The organism is Labrenzia sp. 5N (genome assembly GCF_012395805.1).
Taxonomy (GTDB): Bacteria; Pseudomonadota; Alphaproteobacteria; order Rhizobiales; family Stappiaceae; genus Roseibium; species Roseibium algicola.
Window position 1 is genome coordinate 354,289 of the sequence record NZ_JAAZTM010000016.1, and the last position, 16,597, is coordinate 370,885.

Annotated in this window: 15 protein-coding genes; 3 read left to right on the top strand and 12 right to left on the bottom strand. The window is 57.1% G+C overall.

All coding sequences use genetic code 11. From position 1 onward, the window contains the following. Nucleotides 1-1,572: a GMC family oxidoreductase gene (locus HEP89_RS17490; RefSeq protein WP_023000692.1), complete on the top strand. Its 1,572-nt coding sequence runs from the start codon at nucleotides 1-3 to the stop codon at nucleotides 1,570-1,572. Nucleotides 1,573-1,861: 289 nt separating this feature from the next. Here HEP89_RS17490 and flaF read toward each other — a convergent pair whose 3' ends face one another. From flaF to HEP89_RS17535, 9 genes are all read right to left on the bottom strand, one after another. Then, nucleotides 1,862-2,227: a flagellar biosynthesis regulator FlaF gene (flaF, locus tag HEP89_RS17495; RefSeq protein ID WP_075284275.1), complete on the bottom strand. Its 366-nt coding sequence runs from the start codon at nucleotides 2,225-2,227 to the stop codon at nucleotides 1,862-1,864. Next, entirely contained in the window at nucleotides 2,109-2,603 is a 495-nt protein-coding gene (gene flbT, locus HEP89_RS17500) for a flagellar biosynthesis repressor FlbT (RefSeq protein WP_006932693.1), read from the bottom strand. The genes flaF and flbT overlap by 119 nt, the downstream gene beginning before the upstream one ends. 92 nt (nucleotides 2,604-2,695) lie before the next feature. Then, the gene (locus HEP89_RS17505; protein WP_062488259.1) at nucleotides 2,696-4,189 is read right to left on the bottom strand and encodes a flagellin; all 1,494 of its coding nucleotides are present in this window, start codon (nucleotides 4,187-4,189) and stop codon (nucleotides 2,696-2,698) included. 289 nt (nucleotides 4,190-4,478) lie between these two features. Next, a complete protein-coding gene (locus HEP89_RS17510) occupies nucleotides 4,479-5,975 on the bottom strand; it encodes a flagellin (protein ID WP_077292438.1) in 1,497 nt (498 codons plus the stop codon). A 678-nt stretch (nucleotides 5,976-6,653) separates the two neighbouring features. After that, nucleotides 6,654-8,150: a flagellin gene (locus HEP89_RS17515; RefSeq protein ID WP_077292439.1), complete on the bottom strand. Its 1,497-nt coding sequence runs from the start codon at nucleotides 8,148-8,150 to the stop codon at nucleotides 6,654-6,656. A 626-nt stretch (nucleotides 8,151-8,776) separates the two neighbouring features. After that, complete coding sequence (locus HEP89_RS17520) at nucleotides 8,777-9,172, bottom strand: hypothetical protein (protein ID WP_062488262.1); 396 nt, start codon at nucleotides 9,170-9,172, stop codon at nucleotides 8,777-8,779. A 274-nt stretch (nucleotides 9,173-9,446) separates the two neighbouring features. After that, nucleotides 9,447-9,941, bottom strand: a complete 495-nt coding sequence (locus HEP89_RS17525; protein WP_023000699.1) for a hypothetical protein — start codon at nucleotides 9,939-9,941, stop codon at nucleotides 9,447-9,449. Next, nucleotides 9,938-10,249, bottom strand: coding sequence for a rod-binding protein (locus tag HEP89_RS17530; RefSeq protein WP_023000700.1), 312 nt, complete (start codon nucleotides 10,247-10,249; stop codon nucleotides 9,938-9,940). The genes HEP89_RS17525 and HEP89_RS17530 overlap by 4 nt, the downstream gene beginning before the upstream one ends. After that, nucleotides 10,249-11,391 carry a flagellar basal body P-ring protein FlgI gene (locus tag HEP89_RS17535; RefSeq protein ID WP_062488263.1) on the bottom strand — a complete coding sequence of 381 codons (1,143 nt, stop codon included), beginning with the start codon at nucleotides 11,389-11,391 and terminating at the stop codon, nucleotides 10,249-10,251. Before HEP89_RS17535 ends, HEP89_RS17530 begins: the two co-directional genes overlap by 1 nt. A gap of 315 nt (nucleotides 11,392-11,706) precedes the next feature. Between HEP89_RS17535 and HEP89_RS17540 the strand changes: the two genes are divergently transcribed. Then, complete coding sequence (locus HEP89_RS17540) at nucleotides 11,707-12,126, top strand: flagellar assembly protein FliX (RefSeq protein WP_023000703.1); 420 nt, start codon at nucleotides 11,707-11,709, stop codon at nucleotides 12,124-12,126. 165 nt (nucleotides 12,127-12,291) lie between these two features. Next, a complete protein-coding gene (dksA, locus tag HEP89_RS17545) occupies nucleotides 12,292-12,708 on the top strand; it encodes an RNA polymerase-binding protein DksA (RefSeq protein WP_006932683.1) in 417 nt (138 codons plus the stop codon). Nucleotides 12,709-12,803: 95 nt separating this feature from the next. On the opposite strand, the gene HEP89_RS17550 is transcribed toward dksA, so the two are convergent. The 3 genes from HEP89_RS17550 to HEP89_RS17560 form a co-directional block, all read right to left on the bottom strand. Beyond that, entirely contained in the window at nucleotides 12,804-13,409 is a 606-nt protein-coding gene (locus HEP89_RS17550) for a hypothetical protein (protein WP_168692615.1), read from the bottom strand. Nucleotides 13,410-13,511: 102 nt separating this feature from the next. Further along, nucleotides 13,512-15,494 (bottom strand): bifunctional 2',3'-cyclic-nucleotide 2'-phosphodiesterase/3'-nucleotidase, encoded by a 1,983-nt coding sequence (locus tag HEP89_RS17555; RefSeq protein ID WP_209014744.1) that lies wholly within the window; start codon nucleotides 15,492-15,494, stop codon nucleotides 13,512-13,514. A gap of 206 nt (nucleotides 15,495-15,700) precedes the next feature. Then, nucleotides 15,701-16,507, bottom strand: coding sequence for a lytic murein transglycosylase (locus HEP89_RS17560; protein WP_168692616.1), 807 nt, complete (start codon nucleotides 16,505-16,507; stop codon nucleotides 15,701-15,703). Nucleotides 16,508-16,597 lie beyond the last annotated feature (90 nt).

Genomic DNA, 16,597 nt, shown 5'->3' on the forward strand with positions numbered 1-16,597 from the left:
ATGGCTGCACCATTTGACCTGAATGACGACACGGTTGTCGTCGTGATCGGAACGGGCGCCGGTGGCGGTGTGCTTGCCAACGAGCTGGCGCAGAAGGGCGTAAGTGTCGTGGCTCTGGAGGCGGGCGGACGCTATCTTCCGGATGATTATGTCAACGACGAGTGGGAAAGCTTCGGGCAGCTTGCCTGGGTCGACCCCAGAACCACGTCGGGCGACTGGCGGGTTGCAAAGGACTTTTCCGGCCTGCCGGCCTGGATCGTCAAGGCCGTCGGGGGGACCACCGTTCACTGGGCCGGGGCGTCGATCCGCTTCCAGCCACATGAATGGAAGGCAAAAACGTCCTACGGCAACGTCCAGGGAGCCAATCTGCTCGATTGGCCGCTGGATGCGGAGGAAATGGATCCCTGGTACACGCTTGCCGAAACAAAGCTGGGCGTGACGCGCACAGGGGGGCGGGCCGGACTGCCGGGCAACAACAACTACCTGGTGTTCGAAAAGGGCGCCAAGGCGCTCGGCTACAAGGAAGTCCATACAGGCCGGATGGCCATCAACTCGGCCGACTACGACGAGCGTATCGCCTGCCAGCAGACCGGTTTCTGTTTTCAGGGCTGCAAATGGGGAGCGAAGTGGTCCGCCGCCTACACGGATATTCCGCGGGGCGAGGCAACCGGAAATCTGGAAGTTCGCGACCAGGCCCATGTCGCACGAATCCTGCACGACGATGCAGGCAAGGTGACCGGGGTCGAATATTTCGACAAGGACGGCAATCTGCAGCTTCAGAAAGCCCGTGTCGTCTGCGTTGCCGGCAATTCCTTCGAAAGCCCGAGGCTGTTGCTGAATTCAGCGTCTTCCATGTTCCCGGACGGTCTTGCCAACAGCTCCGGCCAGGTCGGTCGCAATTACATGCGCCATACCACAGGCTCGGTCTATGCCATTTTCGACCAGCCGGTGAAGATGTGGCGTGGAACAACGATGGCGGGGATCATTCAGGACGAAGCCCGTCACGACCCGTCCCGCGGCTTCGTCGGCGGATATGAACTTGAAACCCTGGCTCTTGGACTGCCGTTCATGGCGGCGTTCCTTGATCCGGGAGCGTGGGGCCGGGAATTCACAAGTGCGCTCGACGGTTACGAGAACATGGCAGGCATGTGGATCGTCGGTGAGGACATGCCCCAGGAAACCAACCGGGTCACGCTCAATCATGATGTGAAGGACAGCTTTGGCCTGCCGGTTGCGAATGTCCATTTCGATGATCATCCCAACGACGTCGCAATGCGCAATCATGCCTACAAGCAGGGGATGGCCATCTACGATGCCGTCGGGGCGACCCGGACCTTCCCGACGCCGCCTTACCCGTCTACCCACAATCTGGGCACCAACCGGATGTCGGAAAATCCGCGGGACGGGGTGGTCAACCGCTGGGGGCAAACCCACGACATTGCCAATCTGTTCGTGTCGGACGGGTCCCAGTTCACCACGGGCGCTGCCGAAAACCCGACCCTGACGATCGTGGCACTAGCCATCCGTCAGGCCGATCATATCGCCCGGGAAATGAGTGCCGGCAATCTGTAGTCCCGTGAGGGCCGGCTTCCGGAAGGCTGGGCTTTCAAAGCCCGGCCAACGCGGAGGTTCTGAATGGATTGCCGGGCTCGCACTGGGCCGGTGCTGAATATCTCATGGCTGCAAATCCTGCCCGCAGCTTGAGGACCCGCTGATCTCCGGTGGAGGCTTCCTCCGTTTCCGCTGGAGGAGGGCAGGTGAACGTTGCAGTCAAGAGAAAGGCCGCCGAGGTTACCCTGGCGGCCTTTCTTGATCTTCTATCGTGTTTTCCGAGGCTGTTCTCGAACCGGCCGCACCGGGATCAGGACCTCAGACCCTCGGCAATCGAACGATTGATGCTGATGAGGGTATCGAGCTTGTTTTCGTCGTCAGTCGTCATGACTGTCATGGTCTGCTTGAACACGAACACGCCCAGCGAGGCGATGTTGTTCTTGATGTCCTGAGGCAGTTCGCTTTCAGGACTGGTCGCGGACGTCACGAGAATTGTCCAGAGCTTGCGATTGTACACCAGGGCGTCATCTTTTTCCGCAAGCGAGGAATTTGCCCATTCATCCTTGATCAACTGAAGCCGGGCTGCGGCCTTCATCAGCAGATTCGCTTCCAGCTCCCTCGGTGACATCGCCACCTGGCTTGTTTTCTGGTAAGCCTGCGCTGCCTGTTTGTACATGACTGATCAGCGTCCCTTCGTACTCGATGAGCTTACGTGCTTCTTTCAGTGCTTTATAGAAGGCGCCGGTTAGTATGGCGTTACTAATCCTGGTGACAAAAGGGATCGTACTCGGCGCGGCTTTCACTATGTCATTGACGAGGCTGAAGTAACTCTCCTGTATCTTCTCCAAGTCAGTTGACAGATACATCAGCTGAACGGCCAGGTAGACCCGTTTGGCTGGTGTATCCGCAGTGGCCGGCGTGAGAATATCCTTTTCTCGCAGAATGGGAGCCTGGCCTTCGATAAAGAGGCGAGTGCGTTGATTGTCATTGGTGATAACGCTTTCCCCAATGATAATTCGCTCGCCCGGTTTCAGCTCGACCTTGAGCGCCATTCCGTGACCTCCACGCAGAAGTATCGCTGTGAAACGTTAACGAAATCGTTAACGATTTGCCCCCGATACCTTAATGATAACTGCCGCCGGTGTTAACCGAACAGGCTCAAGACGCTCTGATCTGCCTGGTTGGCCAGAGACAGAGCAGTCGAAGAAAGCTGCTGACGGGTTTGCAGCGCCAGCATGTTAGCACCTTCTTCGTTCATGTCCGCAATAGTTAGGTGGCCAGCGCCAACCTCCAGCGTGTTGATCAGATTTTGGGTGAAATCGGTCCGGATTTCCACAGTCGAAAGAGCCGTACCCATCGACCGGGCCGCATTGCGAAGCTCGTCGAGCGCCGCGTTGATGGCCTGAAGCGTTCGATCGATATCCGTATCCGACTTGAATTCGGACGGCGCTGCCGTCAGTGACACGATTCCTGTCGTCGATCCGAGCGTCGTTCGGTTGAAGTCGCTGTTGCTGCTGGAAATGTCGAAAGAGACTTCGCCGATAAGGCTGATGCTGCCGCCCGAGAAGGTGGCATCCAGGCCCTTTACGTTGTTGATGAAGGTCACGAGATCGCTGACCGTGGTTTCTTCGTCGATCTCCAGAGAGGCCGGCTCGAAGCCGTTGCCGTCGGTGATCGTGATCGTGTCGCCGGCCTGGAAGCCGCCGGAGGAGACCAGCGTTGCCGTGGAACTGAGAGGAGACACCGTCATCGTGGTCGTTGTGCCGCCGGTGTCGCCACCGTCCGTCGCTGCGCCACCGCCGGTGTTGTCCTTGGAGATATAGAGAGCGTTGTCGAGACCGGACGTGATGGTGATGGAGTCCGTGGCTTCGTCAAAAGTGGCGTGAACGCCGTTCAGATCGTTCAATGCGTCCACGTAGTCCTGCACCGTGGTGATGTCGGTACCGACCGTCAGGTTGGTGGTGCCGGAGGAATCCGTGATGCTGACAACGTTGCCGGTTGCCCAGTCGGCGAGGTCCGTCAGATTCGAGGACGCCTGCAGGCCCGACAGGGAAATGGAGGTGGTGCCGCTGAAGAGGTTGAAGGACGACGTACCGGTGCCACCGGCATCCAGGTCATCCAGATTGAGACCATCATCTAGTGAAGTGTCTGTAAAATCTACCGGATTAACGGTCAGATTCGAGGTGCTGTCCTCGTTGAAGATAACTTCCAGCTCGTTGCCGGCACCGGCAAGAAGGTTTTTGCCCTTGTAGCTGGAGTCCCGTGCCATATCCTCGATCTGCTCGAGCAGATCGTTGTACTGGCTGGTGAACAGCTTGCGTTCGTATTCACTGGAGGTCTGCAAGGCCTGGTTCGCGATGGCCTTGGCCGATTCCACCAGTTTGGTAATCGACGTGATGCCCTTGTCCGCTGCCCGGATCGTCTGAACCGCCTGGCCCATGTTGTCCAAGAGGTTGGACAGATCACTCGCGCGGTCGTTCAGGGATTGTGCCGTGAAATAGGAGTTCGGATTGTCGAGCGCCGTGTTGACCTTCAGGCCCGTTGCCAGGCGCGTTTGCGTGATCGACTGCAAATCCGCCGTCTGTTTCAGCGACAGGAGATTGTCCCGGACAGCACTGGAGAGAACAATATCAGGCATCAGACTTCACCGCTTTCCCTATTCAGGTCTCGCCAAAGGCAACATGCGGGTAATCCAAGTCGAGCATGCACCTTTGCCGTAAATCTAAATGGAAAGTTAATCACTGATGCACGTATTAACGTCCCGTAAATAAAAGTTACCAAAAGGTTTCTTTTAAGATGTTGATTCTCAATGATAAAAAATTTCGGGTTCAGACAGTAATTCACGGCGTAAACGAAAACGGCGGACCAGTGGCCCGCCGTTTCTGATGCTTGTCTGTGAGTCGTGCGTCCGACTGATTCTCTTTGAATTAGAAGAGGGATAGCACGGTCTGGTCCGCCTGGGAGGCGAAGGACAGAGAGGTGGAAGCAAGCTGCTGACGGGTCTGAAGGGCCAGCAGGTTTGCACCTTCCTCGTTGGTGTCGGCCAGGGTCAAAAGACCTGCACCTTCCTGCAGAGTATTGATCAAGGTCTTCGTGAAGTCTTGCCGGATCTCAACAGTCGAGAGGTTGGTACCGAATTCGGAAGCCTGGGACCGCAGGTTTGACAGACTGGTGTTCAACCGGTCTATGACGCGGTTGATGTTCGTATCCGTTGCGAACCCACTGTCGGAGATCGCTTCGATCACGATGCCATCCGTGTCCGCGGTAAAGCCGGAGCTGTTGAAGTCCGTGTTGTCACTGGTCAGCGACAGGTCGGTTTCCGACGTGATGGTGATACGACCGGAGCCGTCATCGAACTTGGCCGAGACGCCGTTGAAGTCGTTGATGAAGTTTTCCAGGTCATCAACGGTGCTGTCTGCTTCAACTTCGAAGGTGCCGAGCTCGTAGCCGTTACCGTCCGTCAGCGTCAGAGTATCGCCAACCGCAAAGGAACCGGAGTCGATCAGGGCATCCGTGGTCGAAGAGAACGCAGTCGCGTCGACGAGGGTGCCTGCAAAGCTCGTGGTCGCAGAGCCGTTACCACCGATGTAGAAGTCTTCATCGGAGTAGATGGTCAGTTCGCCCGTGCCGTTGTCGAATTCTGCACGAACACCGGCAATGGCGTTGAGGCCATCAACCAGATCCTGAACGGAAGCCGTCGAGGAAACGCCACCGGAGAGCACGGCCGGGTTGGTGGCAGTGTCGTCGACGAAGGACAGGCTCTGGGTCGTGGAGATCAGAGTGGAGTCCGACAGGGTGGAGGAAGTGTTCAGGGCAGAACCGCCTGCATCCTGCAGGGTGATGACGGTCTTGCCGCCCTGCAGCTGCAGGGAAGAGGTTGCACCTTCGCCTTCTGCCAGGTCGGAAAGGTTCAGACCGGTGGACAGTGCGGTGTCGGTGTAGTCGACCGCTTCAATTGTCAGCTTGGAGGTCGCATCTTCGTTGAAGATGGTGGTCAGGTCGTTGCCGTCACCTGCAAGCAGGTTCTTGCCTTTGTACGAGCTGTCCTTGGCGACGTCTTCGATCTGTTCCAGCAGGGCGTTGTACTGTGCTGCGTAGGTTTTACGCTCGTACTGGCTCTGTGTCTGCAGGGCCTGGTTGGCCTTCGCCTTCGCGGTTTCAACCAGATCCGTGATGGTCTGAATGCCTTTGTCCGCGGCTTTGATGGTCTGCAGGGACTGGCCCATATCGTCCAGCAGGGTGCTGAGATCGCCTGCGCGGGAGTTCAGTCCGGATGCCGTGAAGAAGCTGTTCGGATTGTCCAGCGCGGAGTTCACCTTCATGCCGGTTGCCAGCTTGTTCTGGACGCCCGACATCAGGTCTGCAGTGGATTGAAGTGTGAGGAGGTTTTGCCGCACGGCGGCTGACAGCGTAATGTCACGCATCGAATTATCCCTTTCCTGGGTCAAATTTCAACTGCTCTTCCTGAGCAGGTTGGGACCGATCATCGAGCGTTAACCTTAATCAATGGTTAAACGCTTGAAAAATAGGGTTATCAGGAGGTTAACGCCGTTTTGCGCCCTGTCTGAACTGTCAGGACGATTGCCTTCAAGTGCCGAGGCAGGGTTCCAAAAAGTGCCAGTGTCTTTACTGCGAGGGCAGGGTGCCAGGTTACGGCGATAGGCATGCAAAGCCCGGAGTCCGGCGGGTTTTGTCCTCGTCGGGTTCTGGCGGGACAAGCGTTCTCAAAAAAATTCAATGCGAGGCGTCATGGGAGCCGGTGCCGGCCTTGCATGTTTGCGCTGGCGTCGAGAGAGGGCCCGAGCAGCCATGGCAATTTGAATGAATGGGCGCAGGCTGCGAGCTGCGTTTATATCCACCTGAGCCAGAATCTTAACGATTGGGATCAGGCAAGGCTTTGAAACCGATGTTCGTGAAGAGGGGAGGATTCGGGCTGGGGGCGTGTCTTGGGAGTGAGCTTGGGGAGTGGGGCCGAATATAGATGCGCTTAAAGTTTTCCGCGGGCGCGAACGGCTGGATCGGGAAACGCGCTTGAGGATCCGGAAACAAGAAAAGCGGGCCGTGGCCCGCTTTCCAATGTCGTTCTAACCGAAATGTCTGGCTTAGAAGAGACGCAGAACGTTCTGGTCTGCCTGTGCTGCGAAGGACAGCGAGGTAGAAGCCAGGCTCTGGCGAGTCTGCAGGGCCAGCAGGTTTGCACCTTCTTCGTTGGTGTCGGCCAGCGTCAGCTTGCCAGCACCTTCTTCCAGCGTGTTGATCAGGTTCTTGGTGAAGTCCTGACGGTTTTCAACGATGGAGAGGTTGGTACCGAAGGAGGAAGCCTGCGTTCTCAGGTTCGACAGTGCAGTATTCAACCGGTCAACAGTACGGTTGATGTCCGTATCCGTCGCAAAGCCACTGTCGGAGATCGCCGAGATGCCGATACCGGTGGTGTTTGCGGTGAAGCCGGAGCTTGCAAAGTCGTCGTTGTCACTGGTCAGCGACAAGTCGGTTTCCGAAGTGATGGTGATGCGGCCAGAGCCAGTGTCGAAGTCAGCGGAGACGCCGTTGAAGTCGTTGATGAAGTTTTCCAGATCATCAACCGTGCTGTCGTCTTCAACTTCGAAGGAGCCGAGCTCGTAGCCGTTGCCGTCCGTCAGCGTCAGAGTGTCGCCAACAGAGAAGGAACCGGAGTTGATCAGAGCATCCGTGGTCGAGGAGAACGCAGTCGCGTCGACGAGGGTGCCTGCAAAGCTCGTGGTCGCAGAACCGTTACCACCGATGTAGAAGTCTTCATCGGAGTAGATGGTCAGTTCGCCCGTGCCGTTGTCGAATTCTGCACGAACACCGGCAATGGCGTTGAGGCCATCAACCAGATCCTGAACGGAAGCCGTCGAGGAAACACCACCGGAGAGCACGGCCGGGTTGGTGGCAGTGTCGTCGACGAAGGACAGGCTCTGGGTCGTGGAGATCAGAGTGGAGTCCGACAGGGTGGAGGAAGTGTTCAGGGCAGAACCGCCAGAATCCTGCAGGGTGATGACGGTCTTGCCGCCCTGCAGCTGCAGGGATGCGGAAGCGCCTTCGCCTTCTGCGAGGTCGGAAAGGTTCAGACCGGTGGACAGTGCGGTGTCGGTGTAGTCAACAGCTTCAATGTCGAGCTTCGAAGTGGAGTCTTCGTTGAAGATGGTTCTCAGGTCGTTGCCTTCACCTGCGAGCAGGTTCTTGCCTTTATAACCGGAGTCCTTCGCCAGGTCTTCGATCTGCGTCAGCAGGTCGTTGTACTGAGCAGCAAACTGCTTGCGCTCGTACTGGCTCTGGGTCTGCAGGGCCTGGTTGGCCTTTGCTTTTGCAGATTCAACGAGCTTGGTGATGCTCGAAATACCCTGGTCGGCTGCCTTCAGGGTCTGCGTGGACTGGCCCATGTCGTCCAGAAGAGTGGACAGGTCGTTTGCACGGGAGGTCAGGCCGGAAGCCGTGAAGAAGCTGTTCGGATTGTCCAGAGCGGAGTTCACTTTTTTACCGGTCGCCAGTTTGTTCTGGACGTCCGACATGAACTGTGCGGTGGACTGAAGGGTGTTGAGGTTCGCGCGAACCGCGCTCGACAGAGTAATGTCGGCCATTTTGTGTCCTTTCTAGGAGTACAAGATACGAGGACCCTTCCTGGGTCCGAGGGACATCTATCGGCGCTTTCTTGTAAGAAGTTCTAAACAAAGATGGTTAGCGTAAATTAACCTTAACAGCCCCCTAAGCCGAGCAACTAAAATCATTGCCAGAAAAAGTTGAGTATATTGTTTTGAAAGATAAATTTTAGCTGAGTAAAGATCTTAACGGGGACCAGCGAAAGCTTGAAGAATGCCTCTTGCCAGGTGCTCGGGCAGCGCAAATTTCCCCTAAGGGCGGTCGACTTGTCTGAAACCTGACGGATTTGTTAACTCGTGTGCGGAACGAGGCAGGTGAAGGTGCCGAAATCGAGGACGATAGACAGATGCGCCGGCAAGACGCGCCGGGCCGATTGCACGCGGGGTTTGCCAGCAGCTTTATAGAGCAAGCGTCAGGGGGGCGTGAGGAGGCTGCAAGCGATCAGTTCAAAGACCGTGTGGGGGCGAAGCTGAAGGCGTCGCTGGAGGAGGGCAGCAAACCTGCGGGAGGGGATTGGGGAAAGTCGAGTAGACAGGGGATTACCAAGGTCACAGCAAAGCCAGGCGCCGTCGGGAAACGGGCAAGGTATGAGGATGGCTGCGCCTGATCAGATAACGCGTTGAACCGGTTCTGCCTGAGGCTGGGTTTGCCGGGTTTCTATCGACTCGTTGTACGCCCGCAGACGAAGCAATGTCTCTGCAGGTATCTGCCGGACGACCTGACCGGTTTCGGTGTTGGTCGCAACATAGACCAGGGCATCATATTCCGGGTCGATGATGTTCTGGCGTTCAACCGTGGAAGAAAACCGTTCGCCAAACGAACGCTGGTCGCGCTCGTTGTTCGCACTGCGCTGTGCGTTTTGCGTCTCGGTGGATGGTCTTACGGTCTCTTCGACCGGAAGGTCCGTCTCAACTGAAGGAGCATTGCGCTCCGGAGCCCGCGCTACCGGCGTAATCGCCGTATATGTCGGCGATGGCGGCCGGGCCAATCCCGTGTCCAACATCTTTTCCTCCGGGTGACTAACAACTTTTACCCGATCAATCTGGAAAGATAACGTAAGGGAATGAATCGTCTGTTAACGGAATGATTAGACTTTTAAGGATTGCGATCTATCCGGTTGCGCCTGTTCCTGATTCGCTCTCGCAGTCCCGTCCTGCCGTTTGGGGAAACCTCTGGGCAGGTTTCGCGAGGGGGATAAATACACGAAAAGCTCCCGGCGGGGAGCTTTTCATCGTTACAGGATACCCGGCGTGGTTCTTGCTAGCTGTCAGCAATCCTCAGAGCGACTGATTGACAGCGATGCCCCGAGCGGATTGCGGTCCGGTTGGCGCAGAACCGTTTCGTCCGTAGGTGGTCGGTGCATTGGCATTCTTGGCGCCGGCGACCTTCGCGACGGTTGCAACGATGTTATTGGCAACGTCTCTTGCCGTTGAAAGCACCGCCAGGTTGATGCGCAGAACCGGCTGGAATTCGCTGTGCTGGCGACGCAGCGACTGGGTGGATGCCGGGGAAAGATTGCCCAGGGCGACCGCGTGTTCCTTCGCTGTCATCATGCCGCGGGTGTATTCGTGGATCAGCCGGGCCTTGTCGGGCTGCAGCTCGCCAGCTTCCCGGAGTTTACCGGCCCTGACCAGATCGGTTTCCATTTCGATCACGGACAGGAGGGCTTCCATGGTGCCGGACAAGGCAGAGCAGAACTGCTCGGCTTCCTGCTGGCTGGTAGGCCGCTCAAGGGAAAATGGAAAGGTGGATGCGTTGGGTTGTGCGGTCATCTTGACCCCTCCTGCAATGCGAGCAGTTCACGTTCCACGCTGTCGGCAAGGCCGATGCCGCCTGTTTGGGCGATGTTGCGTGCATATTCGTCGACCAGAAGGCTCTGCCAGGCATCCGCCCCGTGGCCTTTGCCCCAGGTGCCACCGTTTTCAAGGCCGGTGAACATGTTCTGGAGCATGGTGTTCAGGAAAACGGCCTCAAACTCTTCGGCGGCCTCGCGAACCCGCGTCTTGTTGGTCCGGTCGACGCCGCGCAGCGTGTCCAGCGGGCTTTGTTGAAAGGATGTCGGTGAAACAAGCTCGGCCATCACAGCACCTCGATATCGGCCTGGAGGGCACCTGCGGCCTTGATGGCCTGCAGGATCGAGATCATGTCGCGTGGACCGATCCCGAGAGCGTTCAAACCATCAACAAGCTGCTTCAGCGTGACGGTTTGTGGAACGATGGCGAGTTTGGAACCTTCCTCATCCACGGTGACGTCGGAACGCGGCACCACGGCGGTCTGGCCGTTTGCGAAAGGCAGCGGCTGTGAGACCTGCGGAGATTCAGCAATCGTCACGGTCAGGTTGCCCTGGGCAACGGCGACCATGGAAACCTTCACGTCCTGTCCCATGACGATGATGCCGGAGTTCTCGTCGATGACGATGCGGGCTGCCAGATCCGGTTCGACGATCAGCTGCTCGATGTCCGTGAGAAGATCGACGATGTTGCCATCATATTGCTGCGGCAGGTCGATGCGTACGGTTGCCGGATCAAGCGGTTCGGCTGTCGGCATGCCGATCAGTTCGTTGACGGAGAGCGCGATGCGCCGCGCGGTGGTCAGATCCGGATTGCGCAGGGCGAGACGAAGCGTGGTCAGCGAAGCCAGCTTGAATTCCAGTTCGCGTTCAACAAGGCCGCCGTTGGCGATCCGTCCGGCGGTGGGAACACCGCGAACAACCGACGCGGCATCCGCCTGTGCCGAAAAGCCGCCGATCGCGATCGAGCCTTGGGCGATAGCGTAGACTTCACCATCGGCACCGACCAGCGGTGTGACCAGAAGCGTGCCGCCCTGGAGCGATTCTGAATCGCCGAGGGCGCTGACGTTGACGTCGATCCGGGTACCCTGTGTGGAGAAGGGCGGCAGGTTGGCAGTCACCATGACGGCCGCGACGGTGTTGGTATTCAGGTCGATGTTGCGGGTGTTGACGCCGAGACGTTCCAGCATGGCCTGCAGGCTCTGCTGCGTGAAAGGCGAATTGTTGAGCGAGTCGCCGGTGCCATTCAGGCCGACCACGAGGCCGTAGCCAATGAGCTGGTTTTCGCGAATGCCTTCGAAATCGGCAATATCCTTGATACGGGAGGCGGCGTGTACCGGTGCCAGCAAGGTTGTTGCAGCAACGGCGGCGGCAGCACCCAGAAGTGCCAGCCGCTTGAACCCTCCGCAGATCATTTCACCAATTTTTTGCATTACTGATCTGGCCCGCCATCGTGTTTCCGGCTTTGCTGCCGGGATACATATATTCGAAATGCGCAATGCGAGAGCCGTGCCACTTTTTACAAAGGCGTTGGTTCTTTCCATAAAAGTGGCGGAAATCCGGGCTCTTTGCTGGTATGATCACGAGCATATCCACGCAAAACTGTCGCTTGAGGTTAAAGAAATGTACCTGTTGGTCGGCAAATATTGCCTCACCCCCAAGGACTCATTTACCCTTCTCGGCAGAATCTGACGGGCAGAGCCACTCCATGCGCCAGAATTGCCGTCAGTCCGACTGGAAGATCGATCATGCGTATTACAGGCAATAAACCCATTTCCGGCGTTCAGGGACGAGGCGCCAAGAAGAGCGTTTCTTCAAACGGCGACCAGTTCGCACCGGATCTTGGGGGCGAGGTTTCACAGTCTTCCCAGACCGCGGGCGGTGCGTCCATTCAGGGCATGGATGCCTTGCTGGCCCTGCAGGAGGTTGACGACCGCGCAGAGCGCCGATCCCGCGCCACCAAGCACGGGCACAATCTGCTGGACACACTGGAGTCGGTGCGGGCGGATCTGCTTGCCGGACACGTGTCGGAGGACCGGCTGGAGCTGCTCGCCAGGCAGGTTTCCAAACGCCAGTCGAGTGGTGATCCTGAGGTTGATTCGGTGCTCGAGGAGATCGAATTGCGGGTCAAAGTCGAGCTTGCAAAGCTCGGCCGATTCCAGGATTGAGCGTGCACACAAATCGATAAAATTTGTCGGCTTAGTGTTCAAAATTTACGCAACGTCTTGAAAGGTATAAACTTTCCTTGACGCCATTTTTAGCAAATGAACCGTTGTCCGCTGGCGGAACCGCCTATATATTGCGCCCGGCATAACGGTAATCCGGAGCTATCGATGACGGTTGAAATTGAGTCTGAATATCGACCCTCGGAAGACGAGCCGTTCATGAATGACAGGCAGCGCGAGTACTTTCGGAACAAGCTGCTTGTGTGGAAAGAAGAGATCCTGAAGGAAAGCAAGGAAACCCTCGCCAATCTTCAGGAGGAAAGCCAGAACCATCCTGACTTTGCCGACCGTGCGTCGTCCGAAACGGATCGGTCCATTGAACTTCGCGCCAGGGACCGTCAGCGGAAACTGATCTCGAAGATCGATGATGCCTTGGAACGCATTACAGACGGAAGCTATGGCTATTGCGAAGAGACCGGCGAGCCGATCTCTCTTCGGCGCCTCGAGGCGCGCCCGATCGCGACTTTGTCGATCGAGGCTCAGGAAGCCCACGAGCGTCGGGAAAAAGTGTATCGCGACGACTGATTTCCAGAAAACGGCCGGTTTGCCGCACAGACGGCAGATCCGTAACGACTTTCAAGACCTTCCCCTCGTGGGAAGGTTTTTTTATGCTGTCAACGTCAATAGAGGCCGCTTTTTGGGTTCGTACTTCCGGCGTCGCCAGGATCTTTGCCGTCCAGAATATCCTTGACCTTGGAGGCTGTTTCGCCGGGGAATTTGAAAATAAATGGGGAGGAGCAAGGCGCCTGCAAGACCGTCAGCAATTCCGGACTCGGATTCGCGGAGATAAAGGCGCTTGGTCCGCGCAACGGCGGCATGTTTGAATTCGCAGCTCTCAGCGCAATCAGAAAACGCTCGTTTTCTTCGCCCAGGCTGATCGGCTCACCAAAGGTCGAATTGTCCCACGTCACGGAAACTGACTCATCAGGCTCGCCTTTGAGCACGGTGTCCACTTCGATCTGAAACTGGGCGTAGTCAGAAAGAAAGCTCCGCATTTTGCAGTATCTGTCGTCCGCGGTATTTTTGTTTTCACAGCGCTTTTTCTGGATTTCTCTGACTTTGGGGTCTTCAACGATTTTGTAGTTTCGGATTTTTCCAACAACGACAACATCGGCAAATTTGACGTCACTCAAGTCCATTTGAGCGAAGGTAATACAAGCGTTTGCGTCTATGCCACTCGCCAGCAGGTGGATGCTGGCGAGCATAACGAGAGAAAAATAGCGCATTTTCAGCCCCTAAAATCCACAATGAACAAAAACAACTCTTTCAGGTTGTATTTCTTTGTGGCGCTATTTTGGCTAACGGGGCTTGTTAATAGGTGCTGACGTTCAAAGCGTGATCCTGTAACGGGCAAAGCCGTCTGCGCCGTCACCTGCCGGTTCAATCTTGACCCCTTCCACGGAGGCGGCGTGTTCCGTGCCACCCGGGCCGGTTTCGAACAGGACGCTGGTATCCGGCATCGGTTTGAACGACCAGTTGGCATCTGCCGACGGGTTGATGGTGCCCTGTTCGACAATGTAGCGCACCAGGACGTCGCGATTGGTGTCCGGGCCGATGAAAACGACAACGTCGTCGCTGATGCCGGGGAAATTGCCGCCGCCACCTGCACGGTAATTGTTGGTCGCGACCACGAAGGTTGCTTCAGGGTCAAGCGGTGCGCCGTTGAACTCCAGGTTCACGATACGGCTGGCGTCCGGATTTAGGACTTCGCCTTTCGCGTCGTATTTCGATGGCTGGCTCAGGTCTATCTGGTAGGTGACACCGTCGATCACATCGAAATTATAGCTTGGAAACTCCGGGTTGATCAGTGTCTGGTCGGCCTTGCCCGGCTCGACTTCCTGGAAAATTCCGGCTGAACGTTCCAGCCATTCCTTCACCGTGCTGCCCTTGATGGCGACCGCGCGAATGGTGTTCGGATACAGGTAGAGATCGGCCACGTTCTTGATGGCGACATCGCCGACCGGAACGTCGGTGTAGTAGTCCGGACCGCCACGACCGCCGGCCTTGAAAGGCGCTGCTGCGGAAAGAACCGGCAGGCCTTCCCATTCCGTACCCTTCAGCATCTGTTCGATGTACCAGATCTGCGCCTTTGAAACGATCTGGACGCTCGGGTCGTCGGCCACGAGGGCGAAATAGGAATGCAAGGGAGCCGACGTCTTGCCGACGGGGCGGCGGACATAGGCAAGGGTTGCCTCGTGATCTTCCTTCACCGCATCGAGTACATCCTGCTGGCTCTCCACCAGAGGTGTCACGGTTCGACCTTCTTTTTCGTAGATCGGGCGTGCTTCGGTCATGAAATTGGCGACACGCCAGCCGTTGCCGTCGCGTTCGATCATCAGGTCGATAACGCCCAGATGCGAGCCCCAGAAACCACCCATCGCGGCAGGCTTGCCGAACAACGTGCCTTTCTCGCTGTCGATACCCGGCAGTCCCTCATACTGGGGACCGGGGAAGACCAGATGCTGGTGACCGGTAAAGACGGCGTCGATCCCGTCCACACCGGCAAGGTGCAGGGAGGCGTTTTCCATGCCTTCGGAATAGTCGTTGGCGTCAATCCCCGAGTGGGAGAGGGCGATTACAAGGTCGCAGCCCTGTTCGCGCATTTCCGGAACGAAGGCCTTGGCGGTTTCGATAATGTCACGCGCATTGGCGTTGCCTTCCAGGTGGCGGCGGTCCCAGTTCATGATCTGCGGTGGTACGAAGCCGATGAAGCCGATCTTGATCGGATAGGACTTGCCGGCACCGTCGGTGACCTGTTTTTCAACGATCACATAGGGCTTCAGGAAAAGGGCGTCGTCTCGCGGGTTGCCGGCCAGCGTACTGCCCTTGACAAGATTGGCGCAGACAACGGGGAAATTGGCACCGGCCAGCACCTTCATCATGAAGTCCAGACCGTAGTTGAATTCGTGGTTGCCGAGTGTTGCCGCATCGAATTCGAGAACGTTCATGCCCTTGATGACTGGGTGCAGGTCGCCTTCGCTCATGCCGCGTTCATAGGCGACATAGTCCCCCATCGGGTTGCCTTGCAGAAAGTCGCCATTGTCGACCAGAACCGAGTTTGTCGCCTCGTTCCGGATATCGCGGATCAGTGTGGCTGTCCGGGCGAGACCGGCGGTGTCGACAGGTTTGTCGCTGTAATAGTCGTAAGGGAAGACATGGACATGGAGGTCCGTGGTCTCCATCAGGCGAAGGTGAGCCGTACCTTCCTTGGCCAGAACGGAATAGGGGTGCAGAGCTGCCGTGAAGCCAGTTGCCGCCGCGCCCATCAAAAGGGTGCGCCGTGAAATCGAAAAGTCTTTGATACTGGACATGGAATGGCTCCTGTTCGGTCGCTCGGCGATTGGTGTCGTTCAGCCTTGCGGAACAGCACGAGCCGGACCGACAGCTGCCGGTGCCAGCCGGGCGGCATGTTTCCGCGGCACACGGTTTTGGTCCGCAAGGATTACAACCGTATGACGCAAATTGCTGCCCGGATCGTCAGTTTTGTCAAGCAGGTTTATGGGCCGTCGAGCGGGGTCTACTCGCTGATCTGGCCAGCCATGACCGAGATCGTTTCCACGTAGACACTGGCCTTGTTCCATTGCTTGAGAACGTTGTAATTGGCAGTGCCCGGGCCCCAGCCCTGGCCGCGGCGCCAGCCTTTCTGCGCAAGATAATTTGCGGTGGAAGCCAACACATCGGGGATCGAGCGGATCAGGTCCTTGCGGCCGTCGCGGTCATAATCGACCGCATAACGGACATAGCTGGTGGCGAGAAACTGGGTCTGGCCGAGTTCGCCGGCCCAGGCACCCTTCATTTCGGCCGGCTGCATGTCACGGCCCTGCACGATCTTGAGCGCGGCGACCAGTTCGGCGGTGAAGAAATCGGACCGGCGGCAATCATAGGCCAGCGTGGCAAGGGATTGCAGGACCGGCATGTTGCCGGAGAAGCTGCCGTAGTTGGTTTCAAGCCCCCAGATCGCCAGCAGTACAGGTGCTGGAACACCGTATTTCTTTTCGATCCCACGGAAGATGCGGGCGTAGGTCTTGCCGAGCTGCTTGCCCCGTCGGATCATCGCGTTGTTGACCCGCTTGGCGTAGAACTGGTTGAAGCTGAGCTTGAAGGATTTCTGGTTCCGGTCGAGCGAGACCACCTTCTTGTTGTATTTCACGTTCTTGAGGGACGTTTCAACGACCCTTTTCTTAAGGCCGTAGCTTTGGGAATTTGCAATGAACGACTGTTTCCAGGCTTCGAAACCTCCCGGGCCATTGCCGCAGCTTGCACTCCAGGCAGAAGGTGCGGACAGAAGAACAAAACCAAAGACGAAAGCAGAAAGGAGGCGCATCGAATCCCCGCTGGGCCAATATAAGATTACCGGCATTCTATCCGAAAAAGCGGTAGCGTCATCCGGCAGATAGAGGAAAAAGAGGAGTGG

What these genes read in the sequence shown, in the direction of transcription:
- HEP89_RS17490 (WP_023000692.1), top strand. Translation starts at nt 1, where the DNA reads ATGGCTGCACCATTTGACCTGAATGACGACACGGTTGTCGTCGTGATC.
- flaF (WP_075284275.1), bottom strand. Translation starts at nt 2,227, where the DNA reads ATGTACAAACAGGCAGCGCAGGCTTACCAGAAAACAAGCCAGGTGGCG.
- flbT (WP_006932693.1), bottom strand. Translation starts at nt 2,603, where the DNA reads ATGGCGCTCAAGGTCGAGCTGAAACCGGGCGAGCGAATTATCATTGGG.
- HEP89_RS17505 (WP_062488259.1), bottom strand. Translation starts at nt 4,189, where the DNA reads ATGCCTGATATTGTTCTCTCCAGTGCTGTCCGGGACAATCTCCTGTCG.
- HEP89_RS17510 (WP_077292438.1), bottom strand. Translation starts at nt 5,975, where the DNA reads ATGCGTGACATTACGCTGTCAGCCGCCGTGCGGCAAAACCTCCTCACA.
- HEP89_RS17515 (WP_077292439.1), bottom strand. Translation starts at nt 8,150, where the DNA reads ATGGCCGACATTACTCTGTCGAGCGCGGTTCGCGCGAACCTCAACACC.
- HEP89_RS17520 (WP_062488262.1), bottom strand. Translation starts at nt 9,172, where the DNA reads ATGTTGGACACGGGATTGGCCCGGCCGCCATCGCCGACATATACGGCG.
- HEP89_RS17525 (WP_023000699.1), bottom strand. Translation starts at nt 9,941, where the DNA reads ATGACCGCACAACCCAACGCATCCACCTTTCCATTTTCCCTTGAGCGG.
- HEP89_RS17530 (WP_023000700.1), bottom strand. Translation starts at nt 10,249, where the DNA reads ATGGCCGAGCTTGTTTCACCGACATCCTTTCAACAAAGCCCGCTGGAC.
- HEP89_RS17535 (WP_062488263.1), bottom strand. Translation starts at nt 11,391, where the DNA reads ATGCAAAAAATTGGTGAAATGATCTGCGGAGGGTTCAAGCGGCTGGCA.
- HEP89_RS17540 (WP_023000703.1), top strand. Translation starts at nt 11,707, where the DNA reads ATGCGTATTACAGGCAATAAACCCATTTCCGGCGTTCAGGGACGAGGC.
- dksA (WP_006932683.1), top strand. Translation starts at nt 12,292, where the DNA reads ATGACGGTTGAAATTGAGTCTGAATATCGACCCTCGGAAGACGAGCCG.
- HEP89_RS17550 (WP_168692615.1), bottom strand. Translation starts at nt 13,409, where the DNA reads ATGCGCTATTTTTCTCTCGTTATGCTCGCCAGCATCCACCTGCTGGCG.
- HEP89_RS17555 (WP_209014744.1), bottom strand. Translation starts at nt 15,494, where the DNA reads ATGTCCAGTATCAAAGACTTTTCGATTTCACGGCGCACCCTTTTGATG.
- HEP89_RS17560 (WP_168692616.1), bottom strand. Translation starts at nt 16,507, where the DNA reads ATGCGCCTCCTTTCTGCTTTCGTCTTTGGTTTTGTTCTTCTGTCCGCA.